This is a genomic window from Bacillus sp. X1(2014) (assembly GCF_007678255.1).
Genome location: NZ_VEED01000008.1, coordinates 18,575 through 41,544, shown reverse-complemented (window position 1 = coordinate 41,544; position 22,970 = coordinate 18,575). Strand labels below are relative to the sequence as shown.

18 protein-coding genes are annotated in these 22,970 nt (G+C 41.5%); 4 read left to right on the top strand and 14 right to left on the bottom strand.

Annotation, left to right across the window (positions count from 1 at the left end; all coding sequences use genetic code 11):
• Window positions 1–84: 84 nt before the first annotated feature.
• The 6 genes from FS608_RS15905 to FS608_RS15880 form a co-directional block, all read right to left on the bottom strand.
• Window positions 85–1,179, bottom strand: a complete 1,095-nt coding sequence (locus tag FS608_RS15905) for a CaiB/BaiF CoA transferase family protein (protein ID WP_144552705.1) — start codon at window positions 1,177–1,179, stop codon at window positions 85–87.
• Between the two features lie 14 nt (window positions 1,180–1,193).
• The gene (locus FS608_RS15900) at window positions 1,194–2,768 is read right to left on the bottom strand and encodes a fatty acid--CoA ligase (protein ID WP_144552703.1); all 1,575 of its coding nucleotides are present in this window, start codon (window positions 2,766–2,768) and stop codon (window positions 1,194–1,196) included.
• A gap of 159 nt (window positions 2,769–2,927) precedes the next feature.
• Window positions 2,928–4,085, bottom strand: coding sequence for a thiolase family protein (locus tag FS608_RS15895; protein ID WP_144552701.1), 1,158 nt, complete (start codon window positions 4,083–4,085; stop codon window positions 2,928–2,930).
• A 14-nt stretch (window positions 4,086–4,099) separates the two neighbouring features.
• Window positions 4,100–5,245: an acyl-CoA dehydrogenase family protein gene (locus FS608_RS15890; protein WP_144552699.1), complete on the bottom strand. Its 1,146-nt coding sequence runs from the start codon at window positions 5,243–5,245 to the stop codon at window positions 4,100–4,102.
• A 172-nt stretch (window positions 5,246–5,417) separates the two neighbouring features.
• Window positions 5,418–6,953 (bottom strand): acyl-CoA synthetase, encoded by a 1,536-nt coding sequence (locus tag FS608_RS15885; protein WP_144552697.1) that lies wholly within the window; start codon window positions 6,951–6,953, stop codon window positions 5,418–5,420.
• Window positions 6,954–7,122: 169 nt separating this feature from the next.
• Window positions 7,123–8,868: a sigma-54-dependent Fis family transcriptional regulator gene (locus tag FS608_RS15880; RefSeq protein ID WP_144552695.1), complete on the bottom strand. Its 1,746-nt coding sequence runs from the start codon at window positions 8,866–8,868 to the stop codon at window positions 7,123–7,125.
• A gap of 142 nt (window positions 8,869–9,010) precedes the next feature.
• On the opposite strand from FS608_RS15880, the gene FS608_RS15875 reads away from it, so the two are divergent.
• Window positions 9,011–9,217: a zinc ribbon domain-containing protein gene (locus FS608_RS15875; RefSeq protein ID WP_144552693.1), complete on the top strand. Its 207-nt coding sequence runs from the start codon at window positions 9,011–9,013 to the stop codon at window positions 9,215–9,217.
• A 45-nt stretch (window positions 9,218–9,262) separates the two neighbouring features.
• Here the strand turns inward: FS608_RS15875 and FS608_RS15870 are convergent, their stop codons facing one another.
• Window positions 9,263–10,030: a 3-hydroxyacyl-CoA dehydrogenase gene (locus tag FS608_RS15870; protein WP_144552691.1), complete on the bottom strand. Its 768-nt coding sequence runs from the start codon at window positions 10,028–10,030 to the stop codon at window positions 9,263–9,265.
• A gap of 293 nt (window positions 10,031–10,323) precedes the next feature.
• Between FS608_RS15870 and FS608_RS15865 the strand changes: the two genes are divergently transcribed.
• Window positions 10,324–11,706, top strand: a complete 1,383-nt coding sequence (locus FS608_RS15865) for a GDSL-type esterase/lipase family protein (protein WP_144552689.1) — start codon at window positions 10,324–10,326, stop codon at window positions 11,704–11,706.
• Between the two features lie 24 nt (window positions 11,707–11,730).
• On the opposite strand, the gene FS608_RS15860 is transcribed toward FS608_RS15865, so the two are convergent.
• Window positions 11,731–12,942, bottom strand: coding sequence for an MFS transporter (locus tag FS608_RS15860; RefSeq protein WP_260871707.1), 1,212 nt, complete (start codon window positions 12,940–12,942; stop codon window positions 11,731–11,733).
• Between the two features lie 209 nt (window positions 12,943–13,151).
• Between FS608_RS15860 and FS608_RS15855 the strand changes: the two genes are divergently transcribed.
• Window positions 13,152–14,108, top strand: coding sequence for a D-2-hydroxyacid dehydrogenase (locus FS608_RS15855; protein WP_144553068.1), 957 nt, complete (start codon window positions 13,152–13,154; stop codon window positions 14,106–14,108).
• A 76-nt stretch (window positions 14,109–14,184) separates the two neighbouring features.
• Here FS608_RS15855 and FS608_RS15850 read toward each other — a convergent pair whose 3' ends face one another.
• The 4 genes from FS608_RS15850 to FS608_RS15840 all read right to left on the bottom strand — a co-directional run bounded on the left by FS608_RS15850 (window position 14,185) and on the right by FS608_RS15840 (window position 20,399).
• Window positions 14,185–15,411, bottom strand: coding sequence for an RtcB family protein (locus FS608_RS15850; protein WP_144552687.1), 1,227 nt, complete (start codon window positions 15,409–15,411; stop codon window positions 14,185–14,187).
• Between the two features lie 24 nt (window positions 15,412–15,435).
• Window positions 15,436–15,654, bottom strand: a complete 219-nt coding sequence (locus tag FS608_RS30825) for a hypothetical protein (RefSeq protein ID WP_222127365.1) — start codon at window positions 15,652–15,654, stop codon at window positions 15,436–15,438.
• A gap of 82 nt (window positions 15,655–15,736) precedes the next feature.
• Window positions 15,737–18,490: a dynamin family protein gene (locus FS608_RS15845; RefSeq protein ID WP_144552685.1), complete on the bottom strand. Its 2,754-nt coding sequence runs from the start codon at window positions 18,488–18,490 to the stop codon at window positions 15,737–15,739.
• Between the two features lie 238 nt (window positions 18,491–18,728).
• The gene (locus FS608_RS15840) at window positions 18,729–20,399 is read right to left on the bottom strand and encodes an acyl-CoA dehydrogenase family protein (RefSeq protein ID WP_144552683.1); all 1,671 of its coding nucleotides are present in this window, start codon (window positions 20,397–20,399) and stop codon (window positions 18,729–18,731) included.
• Between the two features lie 154 nt (window positions 20,400–20,553).
• On the opposite strand from FS608_RS15840, the gene FS608_RS15835 reads away from it, so the two are divergent.
• Complete coding sequence (locus FS608_RS15835) at window positions 20,554–21,060, top strand: hypothetical protein (RefSeq protein ID WP_144552681.1); 507 nt, start codon at window positions 20,554–20,556, stop codon at window positions 21,058–21,060.
• 497 nt (window positions 21,061–21,557) lie between these two features.
• Here the strand turns inward: FS608_RS15835 and FS608_RS15830 are convergent, their stop codons facing one another.
• Both FS608_RS15830 and FS608_RS15825 read right to left on the bottom strand, forming a co-directional pair.
• Window positions 21,558–22,280 (bottom strand): amino acid ABC transporter ATP-binding protein, encoded by a 723-nt coding sequence (locus FS608_RS15830; protein WP_144552679.1) that lies wholly within the window; start codon window positions 22,278–22,280, stop codon window positions 21,558–21,560.
• Window positions 22,277–22,933, bottom strand: coding sequence for an amino acid ABC transporter permease (locus tag FS608_RS15825; RefSeq protein ID WP_144552677.1), 657 nt, complete (start codon window positions 22,931–22,933; stop codon window positions 22,277–22,279). The genes FS608_RS15830 and FS608_RS15825 overlap by 4 nt, the downstream gene beginning before the upstream one ends.
• Window positions 22,934–22,970: the final 37 nt, after the last annotated feature.

Sequence of the window (22,970 nt, the reverse complement as noted above, 5' to 3'; positions counted from 1 at the left end):
ATACATTACTATTTCCAAATTGCAGTGACTATTCCAACTGTAACCAAGAATAGACTGCCAATGTATACTTGGCAGTCTATCTTTTTATATCAAAATATTATTCAAAATTTCTGCATTATGCTCGTTTTTTTGGGGCGGCGGGGCAATTGATTCCTGCTCTAGGTCACTGTGCATTTTTACCTGATAGTCTCCCCAGGTTGAAGCAAAGACGAGCTCTTTGTCTCGAAAGTAGGGATTAGTGACCAATTCCCCAATTTCAAGTACAGGAGCCATACAACAATCAACCTTATGGGCAAATTCAATCCACTCATAGAAGGTTTTACATTTAAAAAGAGCCATGAGTTCCAGATAAACAGGGTTAGCGTCAGTTGTTGTGGAATAATGGGCTTGAATCCATTCTTCACGACCATGAGCCTGGCAAAAATTTGCCCAAAACTTTGGTTCGAGCGCGCCAAAGCTCATAAACCTCCCGTCGCTTGTTTCATATAAAGCATAAGAAACAATGCTTCCGCTAAGTACATCAATGCCATTTCCTGCTCCGGTTTCTTGTTCAACCAGGACATGGTTCCCTAATATAGATACTAGCTGGTCGGTAATGGAAACAGAATGATAACTTCCGTTTCCTGTTAAGGTTCTCGATACAAGTCCAGCTAAGATCCGTTCATTTGCCGCAAATCCGCCTATATAATCTCCCAAAGTAATCGAAGGATGGACAGGTTTGCCCGCATTGTCTTTGAACTGGGCCAATACTCCACTTAACGCCATATAATTGAGGTCATGGTTACCAAGCTTACTTAACAGCCCTTTCTGTCCATAGCCAGATATCGAGCAATAGACAATTTCTTGATTTACCTTTTGAACCGCCTCATATCCTAAACCAAGCTTTTCCATTACCCCTGGTCTAAAGCTTTCGAGGACGACATCAGCATGAGCAATTAATTTAAGGGCGGTGTCGTATCCATCCTTCTCCTTTAAATTAAGGGTAATGCTTTTTTTCTGACGGTTGTTAGCAAGAAAAACCAAACCATTCCCTTGTTTGGAAAGTCCCATATGCCGGGCAGGGTCCCCTTCAGGCGGCTCCACTTTAATGATTTCCGCCCCCAGTTCAGCAAGACGTAATGTGGCGAAAGGACCTGGCAAGTAGTTCGTAAAATCAATAACTTTAATACCTTTTAACATGTTAAGACCCTCTTTTACGAATTTGTAGTGCCTGGAGTAAAAAGCTCCTCCAATTCTTTTCTTAAAACGAATTTCATTATCTTACCACTGGCATTTCGCGGCAAAGCCTCACAGAATACATACTGTCGCGGACGTTTATAATTAGCGAGCTGATCTGAGTTTTTGCAGTATTCATCCAGTTCCTGCTCCGTGAGCTTTGGATCTTTTTTGACAACAAACGCCGTAACCGTCTCTCCCCAGCGGTCATTCGGCTGGCCAACTATTGCCACATCCAGGACACCATTGTGGGCATGTAAGACATCCTCTACTTCCCTTGGATAAATATTTTCGCCGCCGCTAATGATCATGTCATCGACACGGTCATTGACATACAGGTACCCCTCGTTATCAAGATAACCGATATCTCCGGAACGGTACCAACCCTTGTACAATGCTTTTTCCGTCGCTTCTTTTTGGTTGAAATAACCTACCATCATACATGGCCCTTGCACAATAATCTCTCCGGTCTCACCGACTGGGACAATATCATCAGGATCTGATGGACCATCTTCTCTCGTACGAACCACCCGAATGTCATGGCTAAGGGCTGCTTGACCAGCAGAACCTGCTTTCCTCAATTGGTCCGTCTCTGATAAGAAGGTGATAGCGGGGCCCATTTCAGTCATTCCATAAGCCTGAACTAATGAGATTCCTAGATTGTCATGGAGAGCATGAACAAGAGCTGGTGCCATAGGGGCCGCACCGTATAATCCAAGCTTTAAACTAGACAAGTCATACTTGCTAAGATCCTCTTGAAGGAGCATATTCCACATAGTTGGCGCTGCAAAGAATTTTGTGATTTTTTCTCTTTCAATTAATGGGAGAATCGCTTTTGGATTGAATTGATGCAAAATGACATTACTTGCTCCTGCATGAATCCTTGGCAGAAAGGCGCAATGGAGTTCAGCACAATGGAACATAGGTGCTGTGACGAGACCTATATCTTCTGCTCTAAGTTTGCATGATGCAATACAGAATACGCTTTGGTCGACCATATTACGGTGGGTATGCATGACTCCTTTTGGCCTTCCCGTTGTCCCGCTGGTATAAATAAAGGCATAAAGATCGTTTTCTTTCACGTCGGCATGAATTTCTTCGGATGAAGAGGCGTCCAGCTTTTCCTGGTAACTTGCCGCATACGCAGGGGTTTCTACATCGATAAACCAAAAGGAGGTTTTCTCAAAACGACTCGCAATCGCTGAGATGACAGGCTCTAAGGCCTTTTCAAAAAGAACGACCTTTGGAGTTGCATCTGAAAGAATATAGGCAACTTCTTCTGACGGTAAGCGGAAATTAATTGGATTGAAGATGGCACCGATTTTTGCACAGGCAAAAAATGCTGTCCCTAATTCTTCGGTATTAAACATGAAGGTAGAGACACGGTCGCCTTTTTGCACCCCTTCTTTTAGGAGGGCATTTGCGAGTCGATTCACCTGCTCGCTCCATTCCTTATACGTATAGCGGACATTTTTTCTGACATCGTAAATGGCTTGTTTGTTTGGATATTTTTTCACCGTCAAATCAAAGATTTTACCAATCGTTGTCGTCATTGGAACGCCTCCGTTACCGAATTTATATTGGTCTATCGGCTATTTCGTCTCGTCTATCAGCGTATTTTGCTGGTCTATCAGCGTATTTCAGTCGCCAATCAGCGTATTTCAGTCGTCTATCAGCGAATTTTCATATTCTATCGGCGAATCTATATACTCTTACGCCAATCGCTCAATAATCGTAGCATTTGCCATCCCATGGCCTTCACACATAGTTTGCAATCCGAAACGACCGCCGGTCCGCTCCAATTCATGCATCATTGTCACCATTAGACGTGCACCACTGCCGCCTAGTGGATGTCCGAGGGCTATTGCTCCACCATTGGGATTTAGTTTTGCAGGGTCTGCACCCGTTTCTTTCAGCCAAGCAAGTGTGACAGGGGCGAAAGCTTCATTAACTTCAAACACATCTATCTCATCGATAGATAAGCCGGACTTTTCTAGAGCTTTTTGTGTAGCTGGAATCGGTCCTGTCAGCATCAATGTAGGATCTGAGCCGACCACTACGCGTGTGTGAACACGAAATCGCGGTTTCAAACCAAGCTCTTCTGCTTTCTCACGGGACATGAGCAGTACCGCTGCTGAGCCATCACTTATTTGGCTGGAGTTACCGGCATGGATCACTCCATCCTCTTTAAAGGAGGTACGAAGACCAGCCAATGCCTCTAAAGATGTTCCTTTTCTCGGACCAGAATCATCCTTGATGACAGCCGTTGTTCCATCCGAAAGCTTTACTTCGATCGGGAAAATCTCTCTCGAAAAATACCCCTCTTCTTGCGCCTTAAGTGCCTTTTGATGGCTTTCAAGTGAAAATTGATCAAGTACCTCACGAGTAAACCCATATTTTTCAGAAATCCGCTCAGCTGATAATCCCTGATGGATCATTTCATACTTCGACCTTAAATTAGGACTAAAAGGCTCCTCAGCCCCGTTGTAGTTTGAACCCATTGGGACACGCGACATGCTTTCCACACCGCCAGCAATCACTACGTCCATGTCACCAGACAAGATTGCTTGGGCAGCAAAATGCACCGCTTGTTGGCTTGAACCGCATTGACGGTCTATGGTTGTCCCCGGGACTTCGATTGGGAAGCCCGCAATGAGCGCAGCCACTCTAGCAATATCGCCTGCTTGCTCGCCCGCTTGGGTTACGCACCCCCAAATTACATCGTCCACAAGCGCCGGGTCGATCCCCGCTCGATTGACTAGTTCCTTTAATGTCAACGCTGATAAATCATCCGGACGGATATCTTTTAGCACGCCATTTCTTCTTCCGACTGGTGTTCGTACACCTTCCACAATTACTACTTCACGCATCTTAATCTCCCTCTCTATAATCCTAGATTTTTCGCAATGATTGTTTTCATTATTTCGTTGGTACCGGCGTAAATGGAGGAAACAGGAATATCACGGAATCTTCTCGCAATCTCGTATTCTTCCATATATCCATAGCCCCCATGGAGTTGCATACATTCTGCAGCAACCCTTTTAGCAATGTCGGTTAGCTTCCATTTAGCCATCGAAACCTTCGTTACTACGTTTTTCCCTTCAATATGCTCAGCAATTAACTGATCCAAAAAGGCTCTGCCCATTTCAATTTCTGTAGCCATTTCTACAATCTTAAACTGTGTATTTTGGAACTGGCTGACAGGCCTTCCGAACGCTTCTCTGCTTTTTACATAGTCGATTGTCATTTTCAACATCACTTCCGAAGCGGTTTGCGCCCCAATTGCGACAAGCAGACGTTCCTGTTGGAGTTTTTCCATTAAATAAAGAAAACCTTTGCCTTCCTCTCCGAGCAAGTTTTCCTTCGGGACACGGCAATCTTCAAAGATCAATTCCGCTGTATCTTGGGAATGGAGACCGACTTTGTTTAACTTTCTCCCCCGTGAAAATCCAGGTGCCCCTCTCTCAATGACAAGGAGGCTGACTCCTTTATGCTTTGGAACAGCATTTAAGTCCGTTTTAACAGCGACAACAATGAGGTCGGATTGAATTCCATTTGTGATGAACGTCTTTTGGCCATTAACAATATAGTGATCACCGTCAAGTTTAGCCGTTGTTTTAATGTTTGCCAGGTCAGAGCCTGTGCCTGGTTCCGTCATGGCAATCGCGGTAATGATTTCACCTGTCACACATTTCGGCAGCCAGCGCTGCTTTTGTTCTTCTGTCCCATAGGCAGTGATGTAAGGGACGACAATATCATTATGAAGGCCAATTCCAACTAACCCTGAGCCGACTCGTTCCAGCTCTTCATTAATGACCACCGCGAATCCCCAGTCGACCTCACTGCCGCCATACTTTTCATCGATATCAGGGCACAGAAACCCCTGTTCGCCCATCTTCTTCCAGAAGGAGCGCGGAATCATCCGATCCTCTTCCCACTTCTCATAAAAGGGATATGCTTCTTTGTCCAAAAACTTTCGCAAGGATTTGCGGAAAATTTCATGTTCTTCATTTAAGTAGGGGTGTTTCATTTAAAAAACCTCTCTTCCTGAGTGTTAGCGCTTACAATTTTAAGGTTTAGTGAAGGCCTTTTTACAAATTGAGCCGTTATTTTTACAAATCTATAGTTTTTTTTACATAAGCTTGGGCTTTTCTTACAAATCTCAGATGTTTTTATTCAATTATTGGGAATATAATCCATAACTAATGGTTTTTCATTATGTTTGCACCTCTCATCCTCTCACGCAGTTGATATTTTAGTACTTTCCCAGAAGCGTTCCGTGGCAGCTGCTTTTCTATAAAAATTCGCCGAGGAACCTTATAGCCTGCTAATTTTTGACGACAGAAACTCTTTAATTCCTGTTCATCAATTACTGTACCTTCCTTCGGTACAATGATTGCACAGACCGCTTCTCCCCAAACCTCATCAGGCAAACCTATAATGGCTGCGTCGAGGACATCTGGATGTTCAAAAAGAACCGATTCCACTTCAACAGAGTATACATTTTCACCGCCGGAGATAATCATGTCTTTTTTACGATCCACTAACGTGATATACCCTTCTTCATCAATTGTTGCTAAGTCACCTGTATAGAGCCAGCCATTTTTCAAGGTACTCTTCGTTTCTTCCGGTTTTTTATAATATTCCTTCATCACCATGTCGCTGCGAACAATAAATTCCCCAATCACTCCAGGTAATACATCCTTGCCTTCTTCATTAACAACCCTTGTTTCTGTTAAGAAAATTGGTTTCCCCCCTTTGCCAAAATGGAATTTGTGACCCTCTGGATCAAGGAGAATTCCGCCTGGACCAGCTTCTGTCAACCCACAAAGGTTATAAAATTGATCCGTTTTAAAGAGTTGAATGGTTTTTTTGACCAATTCTGGTGCCATGGGTGCGGCTCCGTAGCCGACTCTCTGTATAGAAGTTAAATCATAATCTGCTGCATTAGGTACTTGAAGAAGAAAATTATACATAGCTGGAACGGCAAAAAGGTGGGTGATTTTGTGTTCTTGAATCGCTTGGAGTGTTTTTACTGGATGAAAATCGCGATGGATAATATGTGTGGCACCAAGTGCAACACCTGAGATAAGAAACAGGTTTAATTGGGCCGAGTGAAACAGCGGTGCGAGATGGAGAATGCGTTCATGCTGCCGGATCCCCATGTTAATAACGACAGCAATTCCTACTTTGAAAATTTGACTATGATCAAACAGAGCACCCTTCGGACGTCCTGTTGTCCCTGAAGTATACAGTATTTCTAAATCATCCTGCTCAGACACCTGTACATCTGGTTCTGTTTTGTTTTCCGATAAAATTCCTTGATAAGAATAGTAACCCGAGGTTTCTGGTTCCCCGACGGTAATGACCAATCGGACATTCGTGCCTTGTTTCGCAGTGGCAATGATGGGTTCGAACTCCTGATCACACACAACCAAAGACGTATCGGATTGGTCTAAAATGTAGTGGACCTCTGAAGCAGTGAGGCGGAAGTTAACCGGGACAGCAACGGCACCAATTTTTGCAGCAGCAAAGAAGGTAAATACAAAGTGATCCGAATTCTTCATCATCAATGCGAGCTTATCACCTTTATTGACTCCCTGCTTCAACAAGCCGTTAGCAAGTTGATTTACTTCCTCATTGAATTGGCGATATGTATAGCTTCGCCCCTCATATTCAATCGCTAGTAATTCAGGGAACTTGCGGGCATTTTGCGCTAATAAGCTTCCGATATTCATAAATGAATCCCCCTTTTAAAAAAAGACTACTCTAGTATTTATGCAATATTTATGCCAATATACTAGAAATCATATTGTAGTTCAGCAGTCCTGAAAAAACGTCAACTTTCAATGTCGAGATGTGTATCATCCAAACATGGCGGACAATATAGTGTACATTTTCTGGACACTATGTAGGCAGTTTATATTTTTTGATTTTTTCATATAAACCAGATCGGCTGATTCCTAGTAATCTAGCGGCTTGAACCTTATTCCCTTGGACTTGGACGAGTGCCTTTTTAATCGCTTCTAGTTCAGCATTTTCAACTAATGATATATTTGGAGAGGGCTCGATCATAGAGACATGCTTTACTAAATAATCGGGAAGATCCTCAAGCATGATTTTCCCATTTTCTGCAAAGGTCATAGCCCGTTCCATCACATTCCGCAGTTCGCGAACATTTCCAGGCCAAGAATAACTTAGCATCGCCTCTCTTGCCCTGTAATCCATTCCCGTAATGCTGGTTCCTAATATTTGATTCAATTCAATCATAAACCGCTCAATTAAATACTCTGTATCATACAGTCGATCGCGAAGCGGTGGGACGTACAATGAAATGACATTGAGACGATAATATAAATCCTCTCGAAACAGGCCCTCTTTGACCATTTCTTCCAGATTCCGATTGGTGGCTGCAATGATTCGGACATCCACTTGAATTCTTACCGTTCCACCAACCCGGTAGAATTCTCGCTCTTGAAGCACACGGAGCAGTTTTGCCTGTAATGAGAGGGACATATCTCCAATTTCATCGAGGAAAAGGGTTCCGCCATTAGCCAAATCAAACTTTCCAAGTTTGCCTTTTTGCCTTGCACCCGTAAATGCACCTTCGTCATAACCAAAAAACTCAGATTCTAACAAATCCTCTGGAATCGCCGCACAATTTACGACAATAAACTTTCCCGTACTTCTTGCACTACTATTATGAATCGCTTGGGCAAACAACTCTTTACCGGTGCCGCTTTCTCCGCGAATAAGAATGGTGGACCGGCCCTTTGCTGCTTTGGCTGCACTTTTCTTCAGTTTTTCCATATAGGAATCCACTGTTAAAAGGTGCTCCCAAGTAAATCTAGCAGACTCCGACTTTTGAAATTGCTGATGATAAAAGCTGGCCTTATTCTCTGCTTTCTGCAGCTTTTTAAATAATTCACTGACCTCGTTTAATTGTCTGAACACTATTTTTCCAATCGCTCCGATGACTTTCCCATCCTCTAAGATTGGAATTCGGTGGACCATATATTTAATGCCATTAATCTCTAGAAAACCACTGACCTCCGCTGTTTCTGTCTGATAGACATTGTCGAGATGAAGTGCCGGCAATACTTTGGCAACTGATTTGTAGAGAACGGATTCAAGTTTAAGATTAAATAATTCGAGTAGAGGAGGACTGACCATCTGGATGTTTTTCTTTTCATCCGTCATGACAATTCCGTCGTAAGCATGGTCTAAAGCAGTTTCTAAGGTCCTTTTTAAAGTTTTTACTGTATTTAATTCTTGTGAGGTTTGCAGCAGGGACATGACCATATCTGTTTTCGTGAGGATTCCTGCCACATGGTTTTGATGATCGATAACTACACCGGTACCCACCTGGCTGTTTTTCACAATTTTTTCGATACTTTCATATGGGGTGTCAATCGGCAATGTTTCAACTTGTTCTTTAATATAAGTTTTGATAGGGGTGGATAGGGGCTCCTCTTCCAGGACCATTTGAAATAACCCACTTCGCGTAAAAACGCCCGCTAGTTTTCCATTCGTGTCTATAACTGGAAGCAAGTTCCACTTCTTGTTATTCATTAAACGGACAGCTTCAGATAGTGTTGTATCCTCAGTAACCATGCAGTCGACTGGCGTAATCAACTCGTTAAATTGGACCATGTCGTCCCCCCTTTCTTCATATCTTTATTGTAACAAAAGCGAGGGATATTTTTGAATATTTTAACAATATCTATTTTTCATGGGAACTTTTAGCCCCATTAGACGTAATTAAAAAAGAGGAATTTATTCGAGGAGTGGGATTATGAGCCAAAAAGGCTGTATTAAATGTGGCAGCAGAGATACAGGAACAAAAGATGTAGCCATGACAGGGACGGGTCTATCAAAGATGTTTGATCTTCAACACAACACATTTACGGTTGTCTTTTGCAAGAACTGTGGATACTCAGAGTTTTACAACAAAAAAACCTCCACTGCTTCAAATATCATCGACCTTTTCTTTGGAGGTTAATGAATGAAGGGGGGTTCCTATTGGATTTTCCCCCTCGTTTCCAAATTATTTCGGCTGCATTCTAATGGCCCCATCCAGCCGGATTGTTTCTCCATTTAACATCGGATTTTCGACGATGCTTTGAACGAGTTGCGCGTATTCACTTGGATATCCAAGCCTTGATGGAAATGGAACCATTTTTCCAAGCGAATCTTTAGCCTCTTGCGGGAGTGTATCAAACATCGGTGTGTGGAATAACCCAGGTGCAATCGTCATGACGCGAATCCCGAAGCGCGCCAGCTCTCTTGCAATCGGCAGGGTCATTCCGACAATTCCACCTTTAGAAGCACTGTAAGCTGCCTGGCCAATTTGCCCGTCAAAGGCGGCAACTGAAGCAGTATTAATAATCACACCTCTTTCACCTTGTTCATTCATTTCATTGCCTGTCATTACTTCCGCAGCAATCCGAATCACATTGAACGAACCTATTAAATTTACATGAATGACTTTTGAAAAAAGTGAAAGATTATGTGCACCATTTCTGCCAATCACCTTCTCGGCAATACCAATTCCTGCACAGTTCACAACAGTATTTATACTGCCCATATAATCCGCTGCTTGATGAACAGCCTCTTGAATGTCCTCTTCTTTCGTGACATCAACCTTTATAAACAATACGGCTTCCCCTAATTCGTTTTGGAGCCGCACACCATTTTCCTCAGATTGATCAAAAATAACTGCCTTTCCACCATTTTGAATAATCTTTCGAACTGTCGCTTCTCCTAGCCCTGAAGCGCCGCCTGTTACGATTGCCCGACATGTATTGATTTGCATATAGTAACCCCCTAAAAATAATTATATTTTATTTTTTGCAAGTATTATGCCAATGGGATTTTCTAGTTACATGTACAGAAGTTAACAGCATAAATGTTTATTGTTTGGACAGACAAGCAAGCAAAGTGTTCAAATCCTGTACATGTTCCTACTATTCTTATAGAGAGATTTCTCTAAATCTTTCTTCGTAGGTCTAATTACATATTTTGTAGTATGATATATATTGAATATTCGAAAAAATGGGGATTATAATAGATTTTGTTAGATAAAATTTACTAGAAGGAGGAATATTATTGAAGGTCAAACGCTTATCCGTACTGTTCATACTAATGCTCGCACTCCATTCATTCTTCTCATCGTTTGTTTTTGCAGAAAGTAATGTCAAGCCAAACATAGTTTCATTGGGAGATTCTATTACATATGGTTGGAATTTAGAGGGAGACAACTCTCATCAATCGTTAAAGGCATTTCCCTATTTGATTGAAAGTGGGAAATACGATGTTGCGAAAAACATTAGTGGTGGAGGCTGGACTTCTGCACAATTGTTAACGGAAATTAACAAACCCGAAAACCTCGAAGCTATTAAAAATGCGGATATCATTACCCTGGATATTGGCAGTAATGATTTTTTACAAGATCCAAATATCCAGGCGCTAAGGGCTAATCCAACAACACCGATTGATCCTGTCCTATTTAACGGAGTCATTCAGCAAATTTCTGCTAAACTATTTACTAACTTAAGTACGATTATCGGGACAGTTAAGATGATAAATCCTGACGCTCAGCTTATTATTTACAACATTTACAATCCATTTACCGATACATTAGCCAACCTATATCCAATTGGCGAGCTATTCCTTCCAACTGTTAACCAAGGATTCCTGGGGACAGCTACTCAATTCAAATCACTATTAGCTGATGCGTATTCAGCCTTTAAAAACCATCAGGCTGAATATATTTTTCCAGGCGGTGACGTTCATCCAAATGAAACTGGGCAACAAGTGTTAGCTAGCTTGTCAACCACACTATTAGCCTCACAAGTTCCTGTAGATATTACGGTTGACTTAACCCCGTCAACTACTGAACAAACAAAAGACCCTGTGACCATTACTGTGTCGACTACTGCAAAAAAAGCATATGCGATTCAATGGCTTGCAGGTGAAAAAAGAATTGAAGACTTCGCATCAGTCGATGTAGGGACAAACATTACTGACAACAAGTTTGAAGTAACTGAGAATGGAACCTACACGGTTTATGTCAGAGATAGCAAAGGTGCCAAAGTTACTAAATCTATTAAGATTGAAAACATAAAAGCTGATGATCCTACACCTAATCCAGGTGATCCTGGCAACACCCCTGATCCGACTCCTGGCGATCCTGGTAATAATCCGGATCCGGATCCTGCGCCTGGGGATACAGGGAACACTCCAGACCCTTCCCCTGGAGATACTGGTAACACTCCTGATCCTTCGCCTGTGGATACAGATAACGATCCGGATCCTGCTCCAGTGGATACCGACAGCCCTGCAACTGACAACTCAGCTACAGAGTCTGGAAATGAGCTGCCGGATACGGCATCTCCAATGTACAACTATATGGTTACTGGTCTTGGCTTAATTTTAGCCGGATTGATTGTCATGAAAATGCAAAACCGTAAAAGAAAAGAGTATATATAAAAGATAAAAAAGGTCAGGCCTCAGTTAAACTGAGGTTCTGACCTTTTTCTTTGCCACAACGTCTTCTCGTAATCCAGATCGCTTCTTTCTTTCCATGATTAAAACCAAGATGATGGCCGCTAGGAGAAAAAGACTCGCAATACGGAAAATGGATGCCGTGCTAACAAATTGGGCGGCGACACCAAAAATTATCCCGCTTAACCCCAAGCCCAAATCAATGGACGAGAAAATCATCCCGTTCGCCACACCACGCCGATGAGATGGAGTCATGAGTAATGCCCAAGATTGCAGCGTAGGTATCAAGCAGCCAAATCCTAAACCAAATAAGGCACCCGAAATGGCGATAAACAAGTTAGAATGAGCAAAGGAAAGGACCCACATTCCAACAAACGTAGAGAATGTACAGAACAAAACAAGACCGATCGGACCTTTTTCATCAAACCATCTTCCGGCAAAAGGTCTTCCCAATGTTGCCAGTATCGCGTTGAAAATATAGAATAAAAAGATTTGTTCAATGCCGCGCTCTTCACCAAAAATAACAATAAAGGTTACAACAGATCCATACCCTAAATTGATAATAATGGTAATAAAGGCTGGAAACAAACTTGATTTTTCAACTGAAGAGCCAATATAAGAAAACTTCAAATCTTCTTTACGTGTATTTATCACTGCTTGAGGAGTTTGATAGCGTACAGCTGTAAGCAGGATAATTGAAATAGCCCCTAATATCGCCGATATAAAAATAAGATTTGCAAAAGTAGTCAAATTGTAAATGAAGATTCCTAGACTAGGAGCAACAATGTATGCAATGGTCATGGAGAGCCCGAAGTACCCCATCCCTTCCCCCAGCCGCGAATTGGGGATTGCATCTACCGCTGCGGTGCCATTCACTGTTGTTGACCACCCCCATGCAAGACCATGGGCGAAGCGGAATAACAGAAAAACCACAACAATCTGTGAAATAGGATAAAGAATCGTAACTAGGAAGAGCATCAAGGCTCCTATTATAACAAGCGACTTTCTTGGCTTATACTCAAGCAAAAAGCCGATAAACGGCCGGCTGATCACCGCGCCAATCGAAAATAATCCTGTCACTAAGCCAATCTCTAGCCCTGAAGCTCCAATTGATTTTATATATGGAGGCAGAGTAGGTATGAGCATTTGAAATGACAAAAATACAAAAAGATTTCCCACCATGAGCATGATAAACGACTTCGTCCACAAACGCTCTTTCAAACTGTCCCCTCCCTTCACTCCGTTAAAAAATTTTCTACAAGCCCCATTCACTTACCTATATTTACTTCGTATCACTAAATAATAGCACAGATACTGGAAAAAGAATATTAGCTTTCTGGAAAAACATTGAAACAAAAATCTTATCATTTATTTTGATTTCCGTTATCATTAATTAGAGTAAACAATGCTAAATGGAGGAATCCTCATTGATGAAAAAAATGGTTATCACTCGCAATATTGATCAGACTCATATCTCACAAATCAAGGAAATCATTCCCGATTGGGAATTGATTGTTAGCAAGGATAAGCAAATTTGGCAGGAGCATGTAAAGGATGCGGAAATTATCGCAGGCTGGAGTAAAGGGTTAGATGAATACTGTCTCGACCCACAATCCAAACTTAAGTGGCTGCAATCATGGAGTGCTGGTGTTGATTATTTACCTCTTGAAGAATTTAATTCTAGAGATTTCTTCTTAACTAGTGCCAATGGCGTTCATGCCTATCCCATCTCCGAGACAATTTTTGCATTGATGCTGGGTTTAACACGCAAAATCCATACATACGTCAAGAATCAACAGAAAAAAACTTGGCATCATGCCCATATGGGTCAAGAAATCCACGGAAAAACAATCGGGATCATTGGAGCAGGAACGATTGGGGGAGAAACTGCAAAAATAGCGAAAGCCTTTGGCATGAAAGTTCTTGGTGTCAGGCACTCGGGCATGCCTGCCCACAATGTCGATGAAATGTATACTCCAAATCAATTAGGTGAATTGCTTCCTATGTGTGATTACGTCGTGGTTACATTGCCGCTTACAAAGGATACTTATCAAATGTTTGGTGCTGAACAATTTAAGCAAATGAAGTCTTCTGCATTTTTTATTAATATCGGCCGGGGTGAAATTGTGGTGGAAGCTGACCTTATCCAGGCTCTAACAGAAGGAACGTTTGCTGGAGCTGGACTTGATGTGTTTGAGAAGGAACCATTAAGTAATGAAAGCCCATTATGGGAGATGGAAAATGTGATCGTCACTCCTCACACATCTGGCTCAACGGAACATTATAATCAGCGGGTAGTTGAGAATATATTAATTCCTAATCTAAAAGCCTATCTTTCTGGTAAGGTTCCACCAATTAATCTTGTAGATTTTTCGAAAGGTTATTAAAATGTAATGGTTTTTTCCTGCATTATCGCTTTAAACATGAAGGGTGCCTCAACCTTGAGGCACCCTTCATGTTTAATCATTTTTTATATTTTCCAGGTGTGTACTTTTCACTGGCTTTAAAGTTATATACAGGCTTAATGAAGCCTGCAATATCAACCGTTTCCTCAACCTTTTCTAAAATTTCATTCATCGGCTTATAGGCCATTGGCGCCTCATCTAAGGTTTCTTCTGAAACAGACGTCGTCCAGACGCCTTCCATGGTTTTATGAAAATCATCCATATTAAGAGTTTTTATCGCTTTCGTCCTGCTTAGAACACGGCCTGCTCCATGCGGGGCCGAGTGATTCCAGTCATCGTTCCCTTTACCGACTGCCAAAATCGACCCGTCTCTCATATTAATTGGAATGATAAGACGCTCCCCTTTTTGTGCGGAAACTGCCCCTTTTCGTAAAATTAAGTTCTCGGTGTCAATATAATTGTGCACCGTATCGAAGCGGTCCTGCTCTTCGAATCCCATGTTTGCCGTTATCGCTCTAGCAATCTCTTCCCGGTTTGCCTTTGCAAATGCCTGTGCAAGTTTCATATCATGCATATAATTATGAAAATCCTCACCCTCCAAATACGCTAGGTCATTTGGAATATCTGGATTCTTTTCTTTATAATTCTGAATCATGGCTTGGATCTCTTTATGGCGTCCTTCCGCCTTTAATTGATCAATCACTGCCGATAAATCCTGCTTGTGAAGTTTTGAGATAGCTACCTTTTGATAGTAGGTGGCAATTCTAGCTCCTACATAACGGCTTCCAGTATGAATCGTTAAATAGTGGTAACCATCGGCATCAACAGAAACTTCAATAAAATGATTGCCGCCCCCTAGTGTCCCTAAGCTATAACGGCTTCTATTTTCACTTAAGATGTGCTCTGCTTGGAATTCTTGAATGGCGGGAAAACTCGTGTTAATAAATCCGACTGTCTCATCACTATGCACTTCCTGCCCACTCGGGACATACGTACGGATTACTTGATCCAATCGATTAAAATCAACCTTTTTATCCTGAAGCTTGACGGTTAGCACGCCGCAGCCGACATCCACACCAACTAGATTCGGGACAACCTTATCCTTTAACTGAATGGTCGTACCAATTACACAGCCTTTGCCCGCATGATAATCTGGCATGATACTAATCTTTGTATCCTTTAAAAATGCTTGATTACAAAGTTCTTGGATTTGCTCAAGGGCTGTTTCTTGAGGATAGTTTGAAAATACCTTTGCTTCTGTTTGTGTACCCGTTACCTTAATCACTTGTTTTCCCTCCTTTAAAGCAGATTACCAATAGGCTACCATCTTATGTGCTTTCGGGCAACCGATTTTCGTACGACATTTTTTTCTTAATGATAAGACTGTGTTAAACTTGTCAGTTGATTTCCGCTCCAGGCACTTCGCTTTCCGCGGGCGGTTCGGGGAGCCTCCTCGTCGCTGTGCTCCTGCGGGGTCTCCCCTGCCCCGTACTCCCGCAGGAGTCTTCGTGCCTTCCACTCCAATCAACAGTGTGCCAAAATCAACATAACCTTTAACACAGCCTATGATAAAGGAAGATGCCCTTGGACATCTTCCTTCTTCAACCTTATTAATAAATGGTCTGCATTCCTTTACCAGCCACGGTCATCCACTCAAACTGACGCAATCTAACCTCAAACAGTGTTAATGGATCACGGAACATCTCTGGATTGGTATTCATATTCGTAAGCATTTCTTGGTTCGCATGTATTCCAGCTTGCGCCTCTTCCGCGGAATGATTTAATAGCTGCAATGGACTTTTGAAAAACAGGGTTACATCGCGCTCAAGCGACTTTTCAAACAGTTCAAATTGCTGGAAAAACTGTTGATTCACTGCAGAGATTGCTTCTGAATAATCCTCATTTTCCACAAATGCTTTGTACTTATTAAAAAGCATCGCTTTATTTTGAGATATTGCCCCAAACAACTTCCCAGCACTTTTTAGTAAAAATTGTGAAGGGGTTCTCCGCAACAGGATATTAATAGTTTCCAACTGGAAGCGACTTGTCATCCGGTCGGTATCACGGTGCCAATCGTCAATTACCTTAAAATCACAATCAAGCACGAGGCGTTCTTCTCCATACATACGATTAAAGCTTTCACCAATTTCATTTAGAAATTCTTGACTTTGGACAAACTCCTCTTTGCACCCATCAATCCATTCTTGCAATAAGCGGTAATATTTAGGAAGCACCGTCTGGTCTAAGTACTCTTCTAGTTTTTTGTTCATTACTTCATTAAGTTCTATATGAACCTTGCTAAAATTACTGTCTTCTTTTATGAAGGTGGAACACTCTTGGAGCATTTTTGGAACCGTCTCTGAAATATCTTTTGCAACCGTATTTTTGATGGCACGGTAAGACTGCACAATATCTTTTGTTTTTTGATTTTCTGTATCCTTCAGTTGATTGATTGCGCCCGTTAATTTCTGAAGCATTTCTTCATTCCAGCGGACTGATTCGATCAATTGATTTTCAACATCCACCCGCTTTTGCATCAGGCTGGCAATCGTTGTGCGAATATAGAACAATAGCTTTGCCAAACGTTTATCTTCCATATTTCTTGTATTTTTAATGGAGCGGATAAACTCTTGTAAGTCTTTTAACTGCTGGCGATTCTCATATTGCGATGAAAAGGCAAACACGGATGCATCCGGTATATACGATTGAATTCTTGCCCTTGTTTCATCAAATACACTGATTGCCTCCTGCTCATTGGCAATCGTGTCCATCTTACTGAGCAGAAAATGCACAGGAATGTCAGGTGCTAACTCTTGAATTTTTGCAAGCACAGACCGTTCTTTATCTGTAAACGGTGCATTTGCATCAAGGACGAATAGGACCGTATCAGCCAATTGCAGATTCTTTAACACTTCATATGAATCATTATAGTTTCCTTTTAATCCTGGAGTATCTAAAAGTGCGACCTTATTTTCCTGCAAAAAGGCATTTGGACGCTTAAATTCAATGATAGATTCCAACGCGTTACGGCGGCGGTCCATTCGTTCTTGGAAATCAGAAAAGCCGGATAAACTAGAAATCTCTCGATCCGTAATTTCCGTGATTTCTTCATTATCTGAGTCTCTAAACATCACCAATGAAGAAGTCGGGCTATCCTGCAGGTCTTCACCTAGAATGGTATTAACAAACGTCGATTTTCCACTGCCGCTTAACCCGGTAATAAGCAAATGTTGTGTGTCAAAATTCACTAATTGCTGAACAATCCATTTTACACGATTATTCTCACCCATTTCATTGGCTTGGGCCCAATTCGTAATGGCATCAAAAAGTGTCAGGCACTCTTCAAGTTCATCCATATCCGTTTCCGTTATACTAATTAATTTCTCAGCTTCATTAACGATGGACATACTTAAACTTGCTGGAAACAGTTCATTCCAAGAAAGAACGGCTGCAGCTGAAAGGACGACATTCTTAGTGTCAGCGAGACGCAGCCAATTCGTAAGAAAGTTTGGAATAAAATCCTGGAGATTTTTTATGAAATACTTGCCATCGATAAACCTAAAAAATGCTTCTTTATGGAGTCCTGAAAGCTCAGCTAAGTTGTCATCTCGATGAATGTCAAGGCTTAATAACAAATGATTCAATTCTCTGATCCAAGTAAAATAGATTTCTTCATTGTTATAGCTATCCCAAAGAGTGGAAATAAGCTGCTCGAATTTTCGTTGATCTAGGCTATACAAAAAATGGACAGCCTGGGAAAAATAACTCGGCGCATGATTTCGAGTTACACCCTTTTCCACATACGAAATGATCATATCAAACCATTCTAACGAACCGGTTCGGATGGCTTCGTTTACAGCAAGCTCTATCGCATTATTCCAATCTTGCTGCTCTTCAAAAAACGTGCGAGCAATTTCCGTCACGTTTGGATAATCTGGGTTTGCATCAATAGTTTTTTTGATTACTGATAATGCCAGGTCAAGCTTTCCTCGCTCGATATACAACGAAAATAACTGTAAGGCAACTTCGGTAGTTAAGGTGAGATTATCACTTGTGATTGCACAATAAAGATCTTCTGCTGTTGATAACAGTCCTAACTGATAATAGGCATCAGCTGTGTTTTTCTTCGCCCATGGTTCTAGCTCATTAATAATATTTTCCCATTTAAAAATGGCTGCTTCATAATCTTTATGATGGAAATACACTTCTCCTTGAGCAAAGCGAATTGATGATAGGTTCGGCAGATCCTTACATGCTTCCTCTTGAAACAGTTCACCAAGGACTTCAATTGGATGAATATTCTCATGTTCATTAATGAACATTTTATAATACGTTTTCAGTTTTAAATGCGTCTCTAATGTCATTTCTGTCCCTCCAATTACAACACTCTCTGTCATTCATATGGAAAAGAGCCATAATTATTCTCTATACTATTCGACGGATTATCCGATTTTAAGTCTCAATTATTACGATTCTACCAGAGCAATTTTTTAAAAGGATGTCAGTTATATTTCATTTTGGAGACAAAGTAGAACTTATTACATATTTTTCAGAACTTATAATAAGCCTGCCCAGAAAGGGCAAGCTTACTAAAGACCTTTCTTATCTTACAGCCACAGTTTTTGCATTCAGGACAATCTCCGAAAAATAATTCACTGTCCTCATTTCTTCATTGAACAAATAAGATGATTTCCATGTTTCCTCTAAAAAGATCTCCATTACCTTGGTTGCACGCGTGTCCCCGCTGGCAGCCTGCTCAAGTGCCACAATGCTTTCAAAAATTTCCACCATAAGTTCGGCGGCCTTTTTCGAATGAAAGGTCTTTTGATCCGCCGAAGCCGTCCGTAAGGATTTTGATAAGTTTTGTAACTGAATCAACTTATTTTCCACTAAATACGTCCATTCAGAAGGCAAATGAGCGACACTTCGCAGGCGCTGGCTCATCTCATCTAAGAACAGTTCATCCGCTTTATACTTTTCCATTAAGCGCAGGACTTCTAACCCGAGAATATTGGCCGTTCCTTCCCAAACAGTCAATACTTGGGCATCTCGCAGCAATCTTGGAGTCACAAAATCTTCGATATACCCATTGCCGCCATGCATTTCGATGGCTTCATGCGAAAAGTGAATCGCTTGTTCTGCCGTTTCTTTTTTCAAAAGAGCAATATAGAGACGGTTAAGAATAGTCTCTTTCTGACTAGCTTGATTGTTCATGACTCGCTCGAATAATGGAAGATACGTGAAAACGGTGCGGGTTTCAATTTCCAACTTTACAGCGAGCCTTGTCAGTGTATCCTTAACCATTGGATAGTTAGCGAGTTTACTGCCGAACGCATCCCTTTTAGTGGCATATTCCTTTGCTTCATGATAAGCCCTTCTCATCAATCCTAGGGAGGCGACGGCATTGCAGACTCTCGAAAGATTAAGAGCTTCCATCATATAGTAGAAACCTTTCGCAGGATCCCCCACCACAAAAGCATCGGCACCATCGAATTCGACCTCAGCTGAAGGGACGGCCCTGACTCCAAGTTTATCTTTTAAGCGGCGAATCCGGATGCCATTAAGCGTGCCATCCTTATTCCGCCATGGTACGGCAAATAACGTCAGCCCCTTCGTTCCGGCTGGAGCGCCTTCTTTTCGTGCTAATACCATAGCCACCCCGCACATACCGGCATTGGAGGCAAAGTATTTTTCCCCGTAAAGTTTGAAATGATTGCCACTTTCCACCGCTTTCGTCTCATTCGCACCAACATCCGAGCCCCCTTGGCGCTCTGTTAGGAATGTCGCCCCCTCATAAAGCGGAACTTCTCCTGTAGAAAGGACATGCGGCAAAAACCGCCCCTTAATTTCTTCAGAAGCATACTGGTTAAGTAAATAAGCTGTGGCCATTGACAATGTGACCGGACAGTAAAATCCTGGTTCTGTTTGTGAGAGCAAATACCCTTGGGCGTAAGAATAAATGTAATTTCCCTTCTCCCCAAGCGAGGGAATCTCTTTATGAACATAGCCGACAATCCCAGTATTATAGGTATCTTCTACGGTTCGCAGGTAACCCTCGTTTACCCATACTTCAGATACATCTTCACCGTACGCATCATATTTTATTAAGTGCGGCTGTCCTTCCCTGTCCGTAAATTTTGCCCGTGAGTCAATAACGGTGGCGCATTTCTCACCAAAAGCAGTCAGTTCTTTGTCGGCAAATTCGAAAAAGGATGGATCGAGTAACTCTTTAAGCAATGATTGAAACGATAAATCTTCTTTATAAAAATTCATTTTGAAAGACCTCCTTATTTTCAGAATAGTCGATAAATTAAGTATAACACGTTCCTTTCTTGTTAAAAATTAATTCAGGTTAATTTGGGACATCTTTCTTTTTTACCCATTTTCAACGTATAATTGGTTCAAATACATAAAGGGGAAATCATCTTTGGACAAGGAACAAGCTTTCTTTCTAGCTGACTTTATCGAGAACACATCTTCAGCGGTCTTTGAGACAAAAAAACTTGAAACTTCGGGCGGACGTTTACAGAAGTTTCATCAATGGACAAATGGCAAACCTACCCTTGCAGCATTTGAGATTACTAGGTCAGATACTGATACTGGCTATTACTTTGTATTCATTGATTGGCACCGAAATGACAACTATTACTTAGTCATTTATGCACATGACCGTTCCACGACTTGCGCAGAGATCCGACAAATTCAAGAAATAGACGATGTTCCTCATCTTGTCTGGACATATAAGCCCTTTAAACGAGATGGAAAAAACGATCAAAGAAAAGCCTATTTTAAGCAAATGTTTGGTTCAACTACCATCCATATCAAACTGCCCACCTCGGCACTTGAAGTAGATGTATTTTTGGAAAAATTATTTAAACTGTGTCAAAACCGGAAAAAAGCAGACCGAATTGTCGAAGTGTTTGATCTGGAATAAGGATTTCGAAGCATTTAGAAATGGAATCAAGAAATATAACGTAGAATAAGGGGAGATTTTTCGGTTAAACTGCAGAATAGAGCTCAATAGAGGGTAAATAAGCGGAGGTTTTCCGATTAAGCAAAGCAAAATTTCCTATTTTCACGTTTTTCGAGTCATTAGTCGGAATCTTTCCGTCTATTTAAACTATTTTCAGTGCTATTTCCTATTTAAGAGAATTTTCTCCGCTTATTTTTCAAACCCGATGCTTAACCTGCCTCCACAACCGATAAGAGCGGCCACTCCCGGACCCAGATGAGGAATCAACATCTTTTTATCGAGTAGCATTCTAGCAAACAAAAATGGATATTAAAAATAGCTCAGTATAGTGAACTGAGCCATTTTATTGTTAAATGCAAAAACAGATACAAAAGGCAGTACAAATTGGGCTACATTTTCGGGTTTTGCGACAGGGAACGGAACGCTTAGAAAAAGGAGGCTATCCGCCCCCCTTTGAGTTATAAAACCTTACTTAAAAATGCTTTGGTTCGTTCTTCTTGCGGATGGTCAAATAATTCGCTTGGAATATTTTCTTCAACCACCAAACCACCGTCCATAAAAATAACACGGTCACCCACTTCTTTAGCAAAACCCATTTCATGAGTCACAACCACCATCGTCATTCCTTCTTTAGCTAGGTCCTTCATTACCTCTAGGACTTCGCCGACCATTTCAGGGTCTAGTGCTGACGTTGGTTCATCAAAGAGCATGATTTTCGGCTCCATTGCAAGTGCCCTTGCAATCGCAACGCGCTGCTTTTGTCCGCCGGATAAGGAATCAGGATAGGCTTCCGCCTTATCCTCTAAACCAACTTTTCGTAAAAGCTCTAACCCCTTAGATCTAGCCTTTTCCTTAGGAGTATTTCTAACTTTCATTGGTGCGAGCATAATATTTTCAATTACGGTTTTATGCGGAAATAGATTGAATTGTTGAAAAACCATCCCCACTTCAGTCCGTACTTTATTAATATCAGTATTCTTGTCAGTCAGGTCGACACCTTCAATATAGACATGCCCCCCAGTAATCGTTTCAAGCATATTAATGCAGCGAAGAAACGTCGATTTCCCGGAGCCTGAAGGACCAATGACCACAACTACTTCTTTATTTTTCACAGTAACGTTAATATCCTTGAGGACCTCATTTTGTCCAAAGGACTTTTTCAAATTCTTTACCTGGATCATTCAGTAGCCAACCTCCTTTCAAGACGAGTAAGCAGGAAGCTTAAAGAAAGTGTTAACACGAGATAAATAACTGCTGCTGCAAGATATGGTTCCCATACACGGAAGTATTGTCCTTGCATGGCTCTTCCCCAATACATTAGTTCAGGAGCAGCAATGAGAGCCGCTAACGATGACTCTTTTATTAGGACAATGAACTCATTGCCTAGTGGTGGAATCATTCGTTTAAAAGCTTGCGGCAGAATAACAAAGCGCATGGCTTGTACATGATTCATCCCTAATGAACGGGCAGCCTCCATTTGCCCGCGATCAATCGATTGGATCCCCGCACGAAAGATTTCAGCAATATAGGCGGCAGCATTTAATGATAGAGTAAGTATTGCGGCTAAGATCGGACTTGTTTCATCAAGAAAAAGAGGAACAACAGCAAAATGGATTAATAATATCTGAACAAGTAATGGTGTACCTCGAAAAAAGGTAATATAGATAGTAAATGGCCAAGCGAGGAGCTTATTTTTCATTATTTTTCCTAATCCGATAAATAAGCCAAGAATAGTACCAATTAGAATACTAGCGATGGAAAGCCCAATGGTTAGCAACGTTCCTTTAAGGAAAAATGGCGCGTATTCAACTAAAATATCCCAACGAAAATCCATACAATAAATCCCCCTATTAAACAACAAGCTAATTATT